Source organism: Streptomyces sp. NPDC052236 (genome assembly GCF_044548015.1).
Lineage (GTDB): Bacteria > Actinomycetota > Actinomycetes > Streptomycetales > Streptomycetaceae > Streptomyces.
This window is the reverse complement of the sequence record NZ_JBIUBL010000023.1, coordinates 108822-124632: the sequence shown is the minus strand read 5'-3', so window position 1 is coordinate 124632 and position 15811 is coordinate 108822. Positions and strand designations below refer to the sequence as shown.

The following is a 15811-nucleotide window of genomic DNA, read 5'->3' as shown; positions in this document are numbered from 1 at the left end:
CCCGCTCAGTGGTCAGTCGCCGAACCGCTCGCCCGTCTCCGCCTTCTCGACCAGCAGCGCGGGCGGCTCGAAGCGCTCGCCGTACTTCTGCGCCAGCTCCCGGGCGCGCGCCACAAAGCCGGGCAGCCCGCCCTCGTACCCGTTGATGTACTGGAGCACGCCGCCCGTCCAGGCCGGGAAGCCGATGCCCATGATCGAGCCGATATTGGCGTCGGCGACCGACGTCAGCACGCCTTCCTCCAGGCAGAGGACGCTGTCCAGCGCCTCCGAGAACAGCATCCGCTCCTGCATGTCGGCGAACGGTACATCGGACGCGGACGAGTCCGGCCTGGCGAAGTGCTCGCGCAGCCCCGGCCACAGCCCGGCCCGCTTGCCGTCCTCGTCGTACGCGTAGAAGCCCGCGCCACCGCTGCGGCCCGGGCGCCCGAACTCGTCCACCATCCGGTCGATCACCATGTCCGCCGGGTGCCCGGCCCAGCTGCCGCCCGCCTCCTCGATCGCGCGCCTCGTCTCGTCTCGGATCTTGCGCGGCAGGGTGAGGGTCAGTTCGTCCATCAGGGAGAGCACCTTGGCCGGGTACCCGGCCTGGGCCGCGGCCTGCTCGACAGACGCGGGGTCCACTCCCTCGCCGACCATCGCCACGCCCTCATTGATGAACTGGCCGATCACCCTCGAGGTGAAGAAACCGCGCGAGTCGTTGACGACGATCGGGGTCTTGTTGATCTGCCGGACCAGGTCGAAGGCGCGGGCCAGCGCCTCGTCGCCGGTCTGCTCACCCTTGATGATCTCGACGAGCGGCATCTTGTCGACGGGCGAGAAGAAGTGCAGCCCGACAAAGTCGACGGGCCGGGACACGCCTTCGGCGAGCAGGGTGATCGGCAGGGTCGAGGTGTTGGAGCAGAGCAGCGCGTCCGGCTCGATGACGTCCTGGATCTCCTGGAACACCTTGTGCTTGAGGGCGGTGTCCTCGAAGACCGCCTCGATCACGGCGTCGCAGCCGGCCAGGTCCGCGGCGTCAGCGGTCGGCGTGATGCGGGCGAGCAGCGCGTCGCGCTTGGCTTCGGTCGTACGACCCCGGGAGAGCGCCTTGGCGAGCAGCTTCTCGGAGTACGCCTTGCCCTTGGCCGCCGCCTCGGCGGTGACGTCCTTGAGGACGACGTCGATGCCCGCGCGGGCGCAGGAATACGCGATGCCCGCGCCCATCATCCCGGCGCCGAGCACGGCCACCTTGCGGACCCGGCGCGGCTCGACGCCCGCGGGGCGGTTGGCACCGGAGTTGACGGCCTGGAGGTCGAAGAAGAACGCCTGGATCATGTTCTTGGCGATCTGCCCGGTGACGAGCTCCGTGAAGTAGCGCGCCTCGATTGTCTGCGCGGTCTCGAAGTCGACCTGCGAGCCCTCGACGGCCGCGGCCAGGATATTGCGCGGGGCGGGGTAGGGAGCGCCCGCGGTCTGCTTCTTCAGGTTCGCGGGGAAGGCGGGGAGGTTGGCGGCGAACCGCGGGTTCGACGGGGTCCCGCCCGGGATCTTGTAGCCCTTCACGTCCCAGGGCTGCTGCGACTCGGGGTTGGCGTCGATGAAGGCGCGGGCCTTGGCGAGCATCTCGTCGGTCGTGGTGGCGACTTCGTGGATGAGGCCGTTCTCCTGGGCGCGCCGGGGGCTGTACTGGGTGCCCTGGAGCAGGACCTTCAGCAGCGCGTCCGCGATGCCCATCAGCCGTACGGTACGGGTGACACCGCCACCCGCCGGGAGCAGGCCGAGGGTGACCTCGGGCAGGCCGATCTTGGAGCCGGGGGCGTCAAGGGCGATGCGGTGGTGGCAGGCGAGGGCGATCTCGTAACCGCCGCCCAGAGCGGCGCCGTTGATGGCGGCGACGACGGGCTTGCCGAGGGTCTCGATCCGGCGCAGGGCGTGCTTGATACCCATGCCCGTCTCAAAGGCGTACTGGGCGTCCTCGGGACCGGCCTTGATCATGTCCTTGAGGTCGCCGCCCGCGAAGAAGGTCTTCTTGGCGGAGGTGAAGATGATGCCGCGGATGGAGTCCTGCTCGGCCTCGGCGCGGTCGGCGATCGCGGCGATGGACTGCTTGAAGGCCTGGTTCATGGTGTTGGCGGACTGGTTGGGGTCGTCCAGGACGAGGGTGACGACGCCGGTCGCGTCCTGTTCCCAGCGGATGGTGGTGCTCTCGGACGTGCTCGTCGTGCTCTTGGCGGTGCTCTCGGTCATTGCGAAGTCTCCATGTTGGTGGGTGCGTTGCGTGGCGAACCCTGAGCCCGGGCCCGGGCCCGGGCCCGGCCGGACTCGACTACAGCCGTTCGATCACCGTCGCGATCCCCATCCCGCCGCCCACGCACAGCGTGACCAACCCGTACCGCTTGTCCTGCCGCTCCAGCTCGTCGATCACCGTGCCCAGCAGCATCGCCCCCGTCGCGCCCAGCGGGTGCCCCAGCGCGATCGCGCCGCCGTTCACGTTGATCTTGTCCAGCGAGACGTCCATGTCGCGCGCGAAGCGCAGCACGACCCCCGCGAACGCCTCGTTCATCTCGATCAGGTCGATGTCGCCGATCGTCAGCCCCGCCTTGGCGAGCGCCTTACGGGTCGCCGGCGCGGGCCCGGTCAGCATGATGGTCGGCTCGGACCCGGAGACCGCGGCGGCGACGATCCGGGCGCGCGGCACCAGCCCGTAGCGCTCGCCGACCTCCCTCGAACCGATCGCGACGAGCGCCGCGCCGTCGACAATGCCGGAGGAGTTGCCCGCGTGGTGGACGTGGTCGATCTTCTCCACCCAGTGGTACTTCTGCAGCGCCACCGCGTCGAAGCCGCCCAGGTCGCCGATCCCCGCGAACGAGGGCTTGAGCGCCGCGAGACTGTCCGCGGTCGTGCCGGGGCGCATGTGCTCGTCGTGGTCGAGTACGACCAGGCCGTTGCGGTCCCGGACGGGGACGACGGAGCGCTCGAAGCGCCCGTCCTTCCACGCCGTGGCGGCCCGTTCCTGCGAGAGCGCCGCGTACTCGTCAACGTCGCGACGCGAGAAGCCCTCGATCGTGGCGATGAGGTCCGCGCCGATGCCCTGCGGCACGAAACCGGTCGCGTAGTTGGTCATCGGGTCGGCGAACCACGCGCCGCCGTCGGAGGCCATCGGCACCCGGGACATCGACTCGACGCCGCCGGCCAGCACCAGGTCCTCCCAGCCCGAACGGACCTTCATCGCCGCCATGTTGACCGCTTCGAGACCCGAGGCGCAGAAGCGATTCTCCTGTACGCCGGCCACCGTGTCGGGCAGCCCCGCGGCGATCGCCGCGATGCGTGCGATGTCGGAGCCCTGGTCGCCGACCGGCCCGACGACACCGAGCACGATGTCGTCGATCGCCGCCGGGTCGAGCCCGGGGAAACGCGCCCGGATTTCATGGATCAGACCGACGACGAGGTCAATGGGCTTGGTGCCGTGCAGAGCGCCATTGGCCTTGCCGCGCCCGCGCGGGGTTCGGATCGCGTCGTACACATACGCTTCGGTACCTTCGGTACTCAAGACAACAACCTTTCGAATCAGCTGTGAAGGTCAGGCAAGAATCGCGCGGCCGATGATTTCCTTCATGATCTCGGTCGTACCGCCGTAGATCGTCTGGACACGGCCGTCCATGAACGCCTTCGCGACGCGGTATTCCGTCATATAGCCGTACCCGCCGTGCAGCTGGAGGCAGCGGTCCGCGACCCGCTTCTGCAGTTCGGTCGCCCACCATTTGGCCATCGACGCGTGCACCGCGTCCAGCTCCCCATTCGCGTGATCGACAATGCAGCGGTCGAGAAACGTACGCGTCACAGCGCACTCGGTGGCCATCTCCGCGAGCTCGAAACGGATGTGCTGGAGCCTGGCGAGCGGCCGGCCGAAAGCCTCGCGCTCCTTGACGTACTGAGTGGTGATCTCCAGCACAAATTCGGCGGCGGCGATTCCGGCGACCGCGATACTCATCCGCTCCTGCGCGAGATTGGTCATCAGATGGATGAACGCGCCGTTGAACTCGCCGAGCAGATTCTCCTTGGGGACGCGTACGTCGTTGAAGAAGAGCTCGGCCGTGTCCTGGGACTTCTGGCCGATCTTGTCGAGGTTGCGGCCTCGTTCGAAGCCGTCCGTGCCACGCTCGACAACGAGGAGCGAGAGACCCTTCGCGCCGCCCTCGGGGGTCGTCCTGGCCACCACGATCACCAGGTCGGCGAGGATGCCGTTGGAGATGAAGGTCTTCGAGCCGTTGAGCACCCAGTGGTCGCCGCGATCCTCGGCGTGCGTCTGGACGCCCTGGAGGTCGGATCCCGCGCCCGGCTCGGTCATCGCGATGGCGGTGACGAGCTCACCCGTACAGAATCCGGGCAGCCAGCGCCGCTTCTGCTCCTCGGTCGCGAGGCCGGTGAGGTACGGGCCGACCATGTCGTTGTGCAGCCCGAGCGCGAGCCCGGCGACGCCCGCGCGGGCGAACTCCTCGGCAAGCACGGCGCTGTAGCGGAAGTCGGCGTTGCCGCCGCCTCCGTACTCCTCCGGCACGGCCATGCCGAGCAGCCCCTGCCGGCCGGCGGCCAGCCAGGCGTCCCGGCTGACGACGCCGTCCTTCTCCCACTGCTCGTAGTGCGGATCCACTTCCTTGGTGAGGAAGGTGCGGACGCTCTTGCGGAACGCGTCGTGCTCGGCGGCGAAGATCTGGCGCTTCATCAGCTGTCGCCCTCCCTGGCCCGGATGGTGGGCACGTCCCAGTCGACGGCGACCTCCGCGGTGTCCGCGCCGGGCAGGGCGGGCGGACGCCGTACGGCCCCGGGCGTGGCGGAGAAGCGGGGAGCGGGCGCGGGCTGGGTGATCCCGCCGTGCTCCACGAACGTGCCGCGGGCCGCGAGATGCGGGTGCGAGGGGGCCTCGGTGAGCGAGAGCACCGGCGCGACACAGGCGTCCGAGCCCGCGAAGACCGCGGTCCATTCGTCGCGTGTCTTCGTCCTGAAGCGGGCGGCCACGGCCTCGCGCAGCTCGTCCCAGCGGGCGAAGTCCTTACGGGCCGGAGCCTCGTCCTTGATGCCGAGAAGCTCGATGAACTCGTTGTAGAACCGCTGCTCCAGCGCTCCGACCGCCATGTACTGGCCGTCGGCGGTCTCGTAGTTGCCGTAGAAGGGGGCGCCGCCGTCGAGGAGATTCGCCCCGCGCCGGTCCTGCCAGCCGCCCGCCGCCATCATTCCGTGGATCATCGTGGCGAGATGGGCGGTGCCGTCCACGATGGCCGCGTCCACGACCTGGCCGCCGCCCCCCTCCGTACGGGCATGCTGGAGCGCCGCGAGCACGCCGATCACGAGATAGAGCGAGCCGCCCGCGTAATCGCCCACGAGGTTCGCGGGAATGGCGGGCGGCTCGTCGGACTTGCCGATCATGGAGAGCGTGCCGGTGATGGCGATGTACGCGAGGTCGTGCCCGGCGCGCTCGGCGAGCGGTCCGTCCTGGCCCCAGCCGGTCATCCGCCCGTACACGAGCCGGGGATTGCGGGCCAGGCACTCCTCCGGGCCGATCCCGAGCCGCTCGGCGACGCCCGGCCGGTACCCCTCGATCAGTATGTCGGCGCGTTCGACGAGATCGAGGACCTGGCCCGGGCCGTCCGCCGCCTTGAGGTCGATCAGGACCGAGCGTTTGTTGCGGTTGGTGAGGTCGTAGGCCGGATCGATGTTCAGCCCCGCGCCGCCGGGCCGGTCAACCCGTACGACATCGGCCCCGAGATCGGCCAGGAGCATCGCGGCGAACGGGCCGGGGCCGATGCCCGCCAGCTCGACCACACGTACCCCGGTCAGCGGACCGTTCGAGTCGTTCCCTGACACTGCCATCAAGCCCCCAGCACTGTGACACAACTGATGTAACACCAGCGATGGTAAGAACACGTTTCACTCCGCACAAGGGTTTGGGCCAAGCAAGCGCTTAACGCGCCTTCTGCGCGGCTCGCGGGCACGCTAGCGTCAGCCACCGACATCAGCGGAGCAACGGCGGAGGGGCGCATTGAACAGCCAGAATGGAACCGATCGCGTGGAGCGCGCGTACGACCGCACGTACGGCCGCCCGTACGACATCGTGCTCTTCGGAGCGACCGGGTTCGTCGGTCGGCTCACCGCGGAGTATCTGGCCGCGCACGCGCCCGACGGATGCCGCTGGGCCGTCGCGGGCCGCAGCCGGGAGAAGCTGGAGGGGCTGCGCGAGCACCTCACGGCCACCTACCCCGCCTGCGCCGGGCTGCCGCTGATCGAGGCCGACGCAGCCGACCCGGCCGCGATGCGCGAACTCGCCGAGTCCGCCCGGGTCGTGGCGACGACGGTCGGTCCGTACGTCTGGTACGGGGAGACGCTGATCGCCGCCTGCGCGGACGCGGGGACCGACTACGCCGATCTGACCGGTGAGCCGGAGTTCGTGGACCTGACGTACGTACGCCACGACGCGCGCGCCCGCGAGACCGGCGCGCGGCTCGTCCACGCCTGCGGCTTCGACTCGATCCCGTACGACCTGGGGGCGTACTTCACCGTCCAGCAACTGCCGCGGGACGTGCCGCTGCGGGTCGACGGGTTCGTACGCACCGACGCCGCGGTCTCGGGCGGGACGCTCGCGTCCGCACTCACCATCATGAGCCGCGGCCGGCAGACCCTGCGGGCCGCGCGCGAGCGGCGGCTGTACGAGCCGCGGCTGGTGGGGCGGCGGGCGCGGGCCCCGCTCGGCGGGCCGCGGTTCAGCCGGGAGACCGGCACCTGGGCGCTGCCGATGCCGACGATGGACCCGCGGATCGTGGCGCGGTCGGCGGCGGCGCTGCCGTGGTACGGACCGGACTTCCGCTACCGGCAGTACGTGGCGGTCGAGCGGCTGCCGATGGCGCTCGGCGGCGCGGCGGCCGTGACGGCGGGGTACGCGCTCGCGCAACTGCCCCCGGCACGGCGGTGGTTGATGGGCCGCCTCCAGCCGGGTGAGGGGCCGGGTCCTGAGCGCCGGGCGAAGAGCTCGTTCTCGGTGCGCTTCGTGGGCGAGGGCGGCGGCCGCCGGGTCTTCACCGAGGTCGCGGGCGGGGACCCGGGGTACGACGAGACGGCGAAGATGCTCGCCGAGTCGGCGCTCTGTCTGGCCTTCGACGCGCTGCCGGAGGCAGCGGGGCAGGTCACGACGGCCGTCGCGATGGGCGATGCGCTGCTGGAACGGCTGCGGGCGGCGGGAATCGCCTTCCGGGTGGCCGACACGCGGTGAGTGTCGGCCGGTCAGCGGTCAGCCGGTCAGCGGTCAGCCGGTCGACTGATCAGCCGGTCAGCGCTACGTACATCATCGATCCCCGAAGCCGACCAGGGCGGCGGTGACGAGCACGATCGTGACGGTGCGCTCCAGGAGGTGGACGGGGGTGGCGCCGGTCGCGCTGCGCGTTGTTGTCCGTGTGGTGGTCATGACAGTCAGCATGTCGATCACGACCAGGACATGACATCCGCGCGGATACTCAGCTCACGTACTCAGTTCGGGTACTCAGTTCGGGTACTGAGCAGTCGCCTCCGCCAGGGCGCGCCTGCAGAGCTGGTCGGCCCGGCGCGTGCTCTCGGGCAGCCGGTAGCGGGGCGCGAGGCGCAGCGTATGCGCGCAGGCGTTGTCGAGCGTCGTCCGGTGCCCGACCGAGACGAAGACCGGCTTGACGCCGTCCTGGGTGCGCAGCGCGCGGCCGACTTCCTCTCCATGGTCAGCCAGGAGGGGTGCGAAGTCACCGCGGCGCGCGCCGAGTTCGCCGTAGCGGAAGACGAAGGGGTTCTTGGCGACGCCGATCACCGGCAGCCCGGTCAGTACGCCGAGGTGCGCGGCGAGCCCGAAGCGGCGCGGGTGCGCCCGCCCGTAACCGTCGCAGACCACCAGACCGGGCTCGGCGGTCAGCGATTCAAGGGCGGCGAGTACGGTCGGGAGCTCGCGGAAGGCGAGGAGCCCCGGCACGTACGGGAAGGCGACGCGGCCGACCGCGGTGGCCTCCTCGACGACGGTGAGCGTCGCGGCGTCGAGGACGACGGCCGCCGCGGCGACGAGATCGCGCTCGTCGTCGTAGGCCACGTCGACGCCGGTGACCAGGCCGGCGCCGGGCGGCGGCCCCGGCTCGTCCAGGATGACGCGGCTGCGCAGTTCGTCCTGGACGGCCAGGGCGGCGGGCTCGTCGGCGGGCCAGTCGGCGGGCGTCTCGATGATCTTCATGGTACGGCCCACTGTATGACGACATGCCGACATGAAGACACGGCAGCCGGAATTACCTCAGAACTCCAGCCTGGCGACCCGCCCCTTCTCCCCCGAGGCCCAGCACCCGAAGTCGGGTGTGCAGTCGACCGTGTCGTACGAACCGGTGTCGACGGTGCGCCAGGTGCGCCCGCCGTCCACCGTCAGATCGGTCCCGGACGGGCCGACGGCGAGCGCCGCCGAGCGGCTGTGCGGCAGCCAGGCCACGCCCGAACGGTAGGCGGGCGGCGGCGTCTTCGCCTGCCGCCAGCTGCGCCCGCCGTCCCGGCTGACCGCTACGGCGCGCGGGGACGCCTGGTCGCCGCGGTAGTCGCCGCCGACGGCGATGCCGTGGTCGCGGTCCCGGAAGGCGAGCGCGAAGACCCCGCGTGCCGGGTCCCCCGCCGGGATTGTCGACTCGACGGCCGTCCAGTTCAGGCCGCGGTCGGCGGAGTGCAGCACGCGCGCCGTCGCGCCGCCGCCCGTCGCCAGCCATACGTCCTTGCTGCCCGCGCTGACCAGGCACTGGCCACTCGCGGCGAAGCCCGCCTCGCCCGGCAGCGCGGCGGGCATCCCGGCGCTCGGCAGCACCCGCCACGACTTGCCGCCGTCACCGGTCGACAGAATGCGGAACGTGCCGTCCACCGGATCGCTCATGGCGAGGCCGTGCCGGCTGTCGAAGAAGGTTATGCAGTCGTAGAAGGCCTTCGGGTCGGTGTTGCGGAAGGACTCGGTCCAGTTCGCCCCGCCGTCCTCGGTACGGAAGACCCGCGACGCCTCGCCCTCCCCGATCGCCAGCACGACCGCGCGCCGGTTGTCGAAGGCCTCGATGTCGCGGAGCTCCAACTCGCCCGCGCCGGGCGGCGATACGTTCAGCCAGCGGCGGCCACCATCGGACGTACGCAGCACGGTGCCCTTCGAGCCCGCCACCCACGCGGTGCTGCGGCTGACGGCCGCGAGGCCCCGCATCCGTACGTCGGCGCCGGTGTCCTTGAGGGACCAGCCAGGCCGCTGCTGAGCTGGAGCGGGAGCGGGCGCTGCCTGCGCTTGAGCCGGTACGGCCAGGGCCGCGGCCAGGGCTGCCGCGCACAGTCCCGCCGACACCATTCGTCTCGTCTTCCCCATGGAGATCATGGCGCTGGAAGCTAGCCCACGGGCGAAACGCCGTCCAGAGCGCGACGAGGAGCGCACGTGACGTACTTCACTCTCGATACTCTTCACCTCGATGCACGCAAAGGCTCGTTCTGCCGTCTTTCCCGGTGACAGGGGGCCGCGGGCGCGACACCCGAGCCACGCACCGCAATAAGGAGCAGGCCTTGTACACCGTTATCGAGCAGGCCGTGCAAGCCCGGCTGGTCGCCTCGGCGCCCCAGATGGAGTGCGTACCGGCCACACTCCGATACGACCGCGAGGAGCCGTTCGCCGTACAGATGGCCTTCCCCGCTCCGGCGACGCTGGAGGGCAGCGAGGTGTCCTGGACGTTCTCCCGTGAACTGCTCGCGGCGGGCGTGGACACTGCGGCCGGGGTCGGCGACGTACGTGTGCGGCCGTACGGCTTCGACCGTACGGTGCTGGAGTTCCACGCCCCCGAGGGCATCGCCATGGTGCATGTCCGCACCAGCGAGCTGCGCCGCTTCCTCGAGCGCGCACAGGACATGGTCCCGGACGGCCGGGAGCACCTCTTTCTGGACCTCGATCACAATCTGGCGGAGCTGCTGCGCGACGCCTGCTGAGGGCTGTTCTGCGTCTCCTACGCACGTCCTACGCACGTCCTACGCGCGCTCGGCGCCGAGGAGAGCATTGAGCTCCAGGTAGTCGTAACCGCCGGACAGGGCGGTGTAGGTGCCCGAGGTGAGCAGTTCCCGGGCCGCCTCGCGTACGAGCGCGTGCGCGGCCTGCGCGATCTGGGACCCCACGCTGACGCGCGCCGCGCCCAGCCGCGCCAGCTCCGCCGTGTCGGGCGCCCCTGGACCGGCCATCACATTCAGCGGCGCGTCGATCCCGTGGGCGAGGGCCTCGACCGTCCGGGGGTCGACCACGCCCGGCACGAAGATCCCGTCCGCGCCCGCGGCGATACATGCGGCGGCCCGCTTCAGCGTCTCCTTCAGCCGGTCCGGCTCCGCGCCGATGCCCGCCAGAAAGACATCGATCCGGGCGTTGACGAACAGCGGCACGTCCGTGGCGTCGGCGGCCGCGCGGGCGACGGCGATCCGCGCCGTGTGCTCGTCGGCGGGCCGGATCCCGTCCTCGATGTTCACGCCGACCGCTCCGGCGGCGAGGACCGCCCGGATCGTGTCGGCGACGCCGTCCGCGGTCTCGGCGTAGCCGCCCTCGATGTCCGCCGTGACGGGGATGTCGACGGCGGAGCAGATACGTGCCAGCCGGTCGAGCGCGGCTCCGCGGTCCAGCCGGTCGCCGTCCGCGGCGCCGAGATCCCAGGCGACGCCCGCGCTGGTGGTGGCGATCGCCGCCGCACCGGTGTCGGCGATGATCCGGGCGCCGGCGGTGTCCCAGGCGTTGGGGAGGACCAGGGGGCGGTCGGCGGTGTGCAGGGAGTGGAAGCGGCGGGCAAGCTCAGTGAGGTCGGTCATGAGCGGAACTCAAGCACCGGGCGGACCCGGGTGGCTGGCGAAAATCCGACATCGACGTCGGGCCGCGTGCTCGATATCTCGTTGACAGCCCGCGACCGCCCCTCGTAGCGTCGACAGGGTCCTGTTGTCGTCGATTGGAGTGGGACGTTGCGCATCTGAGGTCCTGAGACACCGTGCGGTACAGCTGCTTTCAGCATGCTCTGTACGCACTGCGTGCGACCTCGGTGCTTGAGCCGTCCTCCCTTCCCGACCGGGACCTTTCCATGTCCGCGCTCCCGCTCTGGTCGCCCGTGGCCCGTCGCCCGTACCGCTGGTGTCTCCATCCGTTGCCCGCACCCCTTCCACGCAACCGGAGACCCGTATGTCTACAGCCCCCACCCACATCACCTGCACCGCCCTCACCTTCGCCTGGCCGGACGGCACCGGTGTCTTCGATGACTTCCAGCTCGCGGTCGGCCCGGGACGGACCGGCCTGATCGGCCGCAATGGATCAGGAAAATCCACGCTGCTGCGGCTGATCGCCGGAGACCTCACACCCTCCGGCGGAGCGGTGCGCACCGCGGGCGATGTCGGCTATCTGCCGCAGAACCTCGTGCTCGACACCGCGCTGCGCGTGGACGAGGTCCTCGGCATCGCCGCCGCCCGCGCCGCCCTGCACGCCATCGAGGCGGGCGATCCGAGCGAGGAGCACTTCACGGCGGTCGGCGACGAGTGGGACGTCGAGGAGCGGGCGCGCGCCGCCCTCGACCAGCTCGGGCTCGGCCACATCGGCCTCGACCGCACCATCGGGGAGGTGTCGGGCGGCGAGGGCGTCCTGCTGCGGCTGGCCGCGTTGCTGCTGGCCAGGCCGGGCGTACTGCTGCTCGACGAGCCGACCAACAACCTCGATCTGTACGCGCGCAGGCGGCTGTACGACGCGGTGGCCGCTTGGTCCGGGGTGATGGTCGTGGTCAGCCACGACCGTGAGCTGCTGGAGCTGGTCGACCAGGTCGCCGATCTGCGCGACGGGGAGGTCGCGTGGTACGGCGGGAACTTCTCCGCGTACGAGGAGACGCTCGCGGCCGAGCAGGAGGCGGCGGAGCGTATGGTCCGCGTCGCCGAGGCCGACGTACAGCGGCAGAAGCGCGATCTGGCCGAGGCGCATCTCAAGCTGGCGCGCCGCAAGCGGTACGGCCAGAAGATGGCGGACTCCAAGCGCGAGCCGAAGATCGTTATGGGGGCGCGCAAGCGCGCGGCCCAGGAGTCGGCGGGCAAGCACCGCATCATGCACGCCGAGAAACTCGCCGAGGCGAAGGAGCGGCTCGACGAGGCGGCGGAGGCGGTCCGCGACGACGACGAGATCCGCGTCGAGCTGCCGTTCACCAAGGTCCATCCTGGCCGGGGCGTGCTGCGGCTGAGCGCGCTGGCGCTACGTTACGGAGCCGAGGTGAAGGGCGAGTTCGAAGTGCGCGGCCCGGAGCGGATCGCGCTGGTCGGGCGTAACGGAGCAGGCAAAACGACCCTGCTGCGGACGATCAGCGGAGAGCTGGAGCCGGTCGCGGGCGAGGCGGTGGCCGAGGTCCCGTTCCGCTTTCTGCCGCAGCGGCTCGATGTGCTGGACGACGAGCTGACCGTGGTGGAGAACGTGGCGCGGTTCGCGCCCGACGTGACCAATAACCGGATCAGGGCGCGGCTGGCGCGCTTCCTGTTCCGGGGCGCGCGGGCGGACCAGCGGGCCGGGACGCTGTCGGGCGGCGAGCGGTTCCGCGCGACGCTGGCCGCGCTGCTGCTCGCGGAGCCGGCGCCGCAGCTGCTGATGCTGGACGAGCCGACGAACAATCTCGACATGGCGAGCGTGCGGAGGCTGACGGCGGCGCTGGAGTCGTACGAGGGGGCGCTGATCGTGGCGAGCCACGATGTGGCGTTTCTGGAATCGATCGGCATCACGCGCTGGCTGCTGCTGGACGGCGAGCTGCGTGACATCGACGCGGAGGAGGTACGAGGCTGAGCTGCGCGGCTGAGCGGTCCCGCCACCGCCCTTCGGGGATTCCATCCCCCGGGACGACGGCCATGATGGGCGCCACCAGACCGCCGAGATCTCTGGAGAGGCGCCCGTGCCCAGTAGAAAAGCCCTGATCCGCCGACCGAGCCCGCGCCTCGCCGAGGGCCTGGTCACCCACATGGAGCGCACTCCGGTCGACGCCCGGCTGGCGCTCGAACAGTGGGAGACGTACGCCGGGACGCTGCGCGAGCACGGCTGGGAGACCGTCGAGACAGAGCCCGCCGACGACTGCCCGGACGGCGTCTTCATCGAGGACACGGTGGTGATGTACCGGAACGTCGCGCTGATCACGCGCCCGGGAGCCGAATCCCGCAGGCCGGAGACGGCGACGGTCGAGGAGACGGTGGCCCGGCTCGGCTGCTCGGTAAACTGGGGTGGGAGCCCGGCACCCTCGACGGCGGCGACGTCCTGAAGGTCGGCGACACGATCTACGTGGGGCGTGGCGGCCGTACGAACGCGGCCGGGGTCCAGCAGTTGCGGGCGGCCTTCGAGCCGCTGGGCGCACAGGTCGTCGCCGTACCGGTGAGCAAGGCGCTGCACCTGAAGTCGGCGGTGACCGCGCTGCCGGACGGCACGGTCATCGGCTACCCGCCGCTGATCGACACGCCGACCGCCTTCCCGCACCATCTGCCCGTACCGGAGGAGTCGGGCGCGCATGTGGTGCTGCTCGGCGGGGGCCGGCTGCTGATGGCGGCGAGCGCGCCGAAGACGGCGGAGCTCTTCGCGGAGCTCGGCTATGAGCCCGTCACGGTGGACATCAGCGAGTTCGAAAAACTCGAAGGATGCGTGACTTGTCTCTCCGTACGGCTCCGCGACCTGTACGCATAACGGAAGGTAACCGGACATCTTTATGCTGGGCTTGGCCTGAGGCTTACCGCCGCCTTAACCTACGGTCTCGTAACCTACGAATCCGTAAGTACAACTCTCCCGTCCCCAGGAGTAACCCGTGACGATCACCTCTCCTCAACTCGGCAGTTCGGACGCGTGGACCGACGCGCGACTGCTGTACGCGCTGGAAGAGGTGGTGGAGAAGGAACTCAACCGCCATCTCAAGGTCGCCAAGGACTGGATGCCTCACGAGTACGTCCCGTTCACCGACGGCCGCAATTTCCCCGGCTTCTTCGAGGACGGCCAGGCCTGGGAGCCTGAGCAGTCCAAGGTCACCGACATCGGCAAGATCGCGCTGGTCGTGAACCTGCTGACCGAGGACAACCTCCCCAGTTACCACCACGAGATCGCTTCCCTCTTCGGCCGCGACGGCGCCTGGGGCACCTGGGTGCACCGCTGGACGGCCGAGGAGGGCCGCCACGGCATCGTGATGCGCGACTACCTGCTGACCTCGCGCGCGGTCGACCCGGACAAGCTTGAGCAGTTCCGGATGGTGCACATGGCGGAGGGCTTCGAGTCCGACAACCGCCACTCGATGCTGCACTCGGTGGCGTACGTCGCCTTCCAGGAGCTGGCGACGCGCGTCTCGCACCGCAACACCGGCCACCAGTCGGGCGACCCGGTCTGCGACCGGATGCTGGCGCGCATCGCGACCGACGAGAACCTGCACATGGTCTTCTACCGCAACCTGCTGGGCGCGGCGTTCGAGATCGCCCCGGACCTGACGATGCAGGCCGTGCGCGATGTCGTGGTCGACTTCCGGATGCCGGGGCACGGCATGCCGGGCTTCGAGCGGGCCGCGGCGCAGATGGCGATCGGCGAGATCTACAACATGCGCATCCACCACGACGATGTGCTGCAGCCGGTGCTGCGCTTCCTGAAGGTGCTGGACATCGACGGGCTTGGCCCGGAGGGTCTGAAGGCGCAGGAGGAGCTGGGCCTGTACATGCGGGGCCTGGACGCCGAGGCGAGCAAGTTCGACGAGAAGCTGGCGGCCCGCAAGGCCCGTCTGGCGGCGCGCGCGGCGCGCTGACCGCCTTCTTTCTTCGTTACGTCCGGCTGCGTCCGGCTGCGTCCAGCCGGCTGGTGGCCCTCTCGGCGAGTCCGAGGGGGCCACCACTGCGTTTTCCGCGCCTGGATCGCTCGGCGCGTCAGGCGGATGAGGGCATCCTCCGGGATGCCTGCATGGAAGCGTCGAGGAGGCCGTTGAGCGATGCTCGGGCCTGTTGCAGGTTGGCGATGCGAGTGTCCAGATCATCCAGCCGCGTCCGCAGATGGCCCAGCACGCAGGCGTCGACTTCGGGGCCGTCACCGAGGAGGCAGGGCATGAGGTCACGTATGACCTTCGTCGGGAGTCCCGCAGCCAGCAGGGTGCGGATCTGAGCGACTGTGGTGGGAGCGTCGGCCGTGTAGTGGCGGTGGCCGCCACCCGCCCGGTACGAGGTGAGCAGGCCCTGCTCCTCGTAGTAACGCAGCAGCCGTACATTCACGCCCGACACGCGAGCCAGTTCGCCGATTTTCATGTGACCCACCTCACGCGCGACGAACTTGAACCTCACATCGGTGGCAGATTCTAGCGTTGGCCCTATGACGACAACGCAAACGCCCATCTCCCTCTACGGTTTCCTGCGGCCCAAGCCGGAGCGCGCCAAGGAGGTCAGGCGGATCCTCACCTCATTCGTGGAACCCACCCGGCAGGAGGAGGGGAACCTGCAGTACCACCTCCACAAGCATGAGGACGGCCGATTCTTCCTGTACGAAGTCTGGCGTTCCCAGGAAGACCTGGATCAGCACAACGCGCTTCCGCATCTGCGTGCCTTCCTGGAGAACCTGCTGGACTACCTCGAAGAAGCCCCGGAGGGCTACTTCAACACCATGCTGAGCACATATCCGACAATCGACCGAGAGTAGGTCGTCGGTGCCCTCAGCAGTGCGGCGTGAACGCGAGGCTGGTCACGCTCGCGAGGATGCGGGCCGATGAAGGCCATACCGCCCGGCTTCACCTCCGAGGCCCGGCGGCTCCGCCATGCCCGCTCCCACCTGCGGCCTCTCTTCCCGTGC

At 70.1% G+C, this 15811-nt stretch carries 13 protein-coding genes and 1 pseudogene; 6 read left to right on the top strand and 8 right to left on the bottom strand.

Features of this window, described 5'->3' with window-relative positions:
• Positions 1-12: 12 nt before the first annotated feature.
• The 4 genes from ACIHCQ_RS31625 to ACIHCQ_RS31610 form a co-directional block, all read right to left on the bottom strand.
• A complete protein-coding gene (locus ACIHCQ_RS31625) occupies positions 13-2226 on the bottom strand; it encodes a 3-hydroxyacyl-CoA dehydrogenase NAD-binding domain-containing protein (RefSeq protein WP_399669965.1) in 2214 nt (737 codons plus the stop codon).
• A 79-nt stretch (positions 2227-2305) separates the two neighbouring features.
• Entirely contained in the window at positions 2306-3529 is a 1224-nt protein-coding gene (locus tag ACIHCQ_RS31620) for an acetyl-CoA C-acetyltransferase (RefSeq protein ID WP_399669961.1), read from the bottom strand.
• 30 nt (positions 3530-3559) lie between these two features.
• A complete protein-coding gene (locus ACIHCQ_RS31615) occupies positions 3560-4702 on the bottom strand; it encodes an acyl-CoA dehydrogenase family protein (protein WP_399669958.1) in 1143 nt (380 codons plus the stop codon).
• Complete coding sequence (locus tag ACIHCQ_RS31610) at positions 4702-5847, bottom strand: CaiB/BaiF CoA transferase family protein (RefSeq protein WP_399669955.1); 1146 nt, start codon at positions 5845-5847, stop codon at positions 4702-4704. The genes ACIHCQ_RS31615 and ACIHCQ_RS31610 overlap by 1 nt, the downstream gene beginning before the upstream one ends.
• Before the next feature lie 169 nt (positions 5848-6016).
• Between ACIHCQ_RS31610 and ACIHCQ_RS31605 the strand changes: the two genes are divergently transcribed.
• A complete protein-coding gene (locus ACIHCQ_RS31605) occupies positions 6017-7240 on the top strand; it encodes a saccharopine dehydrogenase family protein (protein WP_399669953.1) in 1224 nt (407 codons plus the stop codon).
• Positions 7241-7507: 267 nt separating this feature from the next.
• Here the strand turns inward: ACIHCQ_RS31605 and ACIHCQ_RS31600 are convergent, their stop codons facing one another.
• A complete protein-coding gene (locus tag ACIHCQ_RS31600) occupies positions 7508-8212 on the bottom strand; it encodes an endonuclease V (protein WP_399669950.1) in 705 nt (234 codons plus the stop codon).
• Positions 8213-8269: 57 nt separating this feature from the next.
• Positions 8270-9364 (bottom strand): WD40/YVTN/BNR-like repeat-containing protein, encoded by a 1095-nt coding sequence (locus ACIHCQ_RS31595; RefSeq protein ID WP_399669947.1) that lies wholly within the window; start codon positions 9362-9364, stop codon positions 8270-8272.
• 182 nt (positions 9365-9546) lie between these two features.
• Between ACIHCQ_RS31595 and ACIHCQ_RS31590 the strand changes: the two genes are divergently transcribed.
• Positions 9547-9963 (top strand): SsgA family sporulation/cell division regulator, encoded by a 417-nt coding sequence (locus ACIHCQ_RS31590; protein WP_399669944.1) that lies wholly within the window; start codon positions 9547-9549, stop codon positions 9961-9963.
• 39 nt (positions 9964-10002) lie between these two features.
• Here the strand turns inward: ACIHCQ_RS31590 and ACIHCQ_RS31585 are convergent, their stop codons facing one another.
• Positions 10003-10821, bottom strand: a complete 819-nt coding sequence (locus ACIHCQ_RS31585; RefSeq protein ID WP_399669941.1) for an isocitrate lyase/phosphoenolpyruvate mutase family protein — start codon at positions 10819-10821, stop codon at positions 10003-10005.
• 361 nt (positions 10822-11182) lie between these two features.
• Here ACIHCQ_RS31585 and ACIHCQ_RS31580 point away from each other — a divergent pair, with 361 nt between their 5' ends.
• The 3 genes and pseudogenes from ACIHCQ_RS31580 (at position 11183) to ACIHCQ_RS31570 (ending at position 14783) form a co-directional block, all read left to right on the top strand.
• On the top strand, positions 11183-12808 hold the full coding sequence (locus ACIHCQ_RS31580; protein ID WP_399669938.1) for an ABC-F family ATP-binding cassette domain-containing protein: 1626 nt from the start codon (positions 11183-11185) through the stop codon (positions 12806-12808).
• Positions 12809-12914: 106 nt separating this feature from the next.
• Positions 12915-13690, top strand: a pseudogene (ddaH, locus tag ACIHCQ_RS31575) (dimethylargininase).
• A gap of 118 nt (positions 13691-13808) precedes the next feature.
• Positions 13809-14783 carry an acyl-ACP desaturase gene (locus ACIHCQ_RS31570; RefSeq protein WP_399669934.1) on the top strand — a complete coding sequence of 325 codons (975 nt, stop codon included), beginning with the start codon at positions 13809-13811 and terminating at the stop codon, positions 14781-14783.
• Between the two features lie 118 nt (positions 14784-14901).
• Here the strand turns inward: ACIHCQ_RS31570 and ACIHCQ_RS31565 are convergent, their stop codons facing one another.
• Positions 14902-15273 carry a MerR family transcriptional regulator gene (locus ACIHCQ_RS31565; RefSeq protein ID WP_399669931.1) on the bottom strand — a complete coding sequence of 124 codons (372 nt, stop codon included), beginning with the start codon at positions 15271-15273 and terminating at the stop codon, positions 14902-14904.
• Positions 15274-15337: 64 nt separating this feature from the next.
• Here ACIHCQ_RS31565 and ACIHCQ_RS31560 point away from each other — a divergent pair, with 64 nt between their 5' ends.
• Entirely contained in the window at positions 15338-15661 is a 324-nt protein-coding gene (locus tag ACIHCQ_RS31560; protein WP_399669924.1) for a putative quinol monooxygenase, read from the top strand.
• Positions 15662-15811: the final 150 nt, after the last annotated feature.

Coding starts and splice junctions, on each gene's coding strand:
- ACIHCQ_RS31625 (WP_399669965.1), bottom strand. CDS start 2,226: ATGACCGAGAGCACCGCCAAGAGCACGACGAGCACGTCCGAGAGCACC.
- ACIHCQ_RS31615 (WP_399669958.1), bottom strand. CDS start 4,702: ATGAAGCGCCAGATCTTCGCCGCCGAGCACGACGCGTTCCGCAAGAGC.
- ACIHCQ_RS31610 (WP_399669955.1), bottom strand. CDS start 5,847: ATGGCAGTGTCAGGGAACGACTCGAACGGTCCGCTGACCGGGGTACGT.
- ACIHCQ_RS31600 (WP_399669950.1), bottom strand. CDS start 8,212: ATGAAGATCATCGAGACGCCCGCCGACTGGCCCGCCGACGAGCCCGCC.
- ACIHCQ_RS31595 (WP_399669947.1), bottom strand. CDS start 9,364: ATGATCTCCATGGGGAAGACGAGACGAATGGTGTCGGCGGGACTGTGC.
- ACIHCQ_RS31585 (WP_399669941.1), bottom strand. CDS start 10,821: ATGACCGACCTCACTGAGCTTGCCCGCCGCTTCCACTCCCTGCACACC.
- ACIHCQ_RS31580 (WP_399669938.1), top strand. CDS start 11,183: ATGTCTACAGCCCCCACCCACATCACCTGCACCGCCCTCACCTTCGCC.
- ACIHCQ_RS31565 (WP_399669931.1), bottom strand. CDS start 15,273: ATGAAAATCGGCGAACTGGCTCGCGTGTCGGGCGTGAATGTACGGCTG.
- ACIHCQ_RS31560 (WP_399669924.1), top strand. CDS start 15,338: ATGACGACAACGCAAACGCCCATCTCCCTCTACGGTTTCCTGCGGCCC.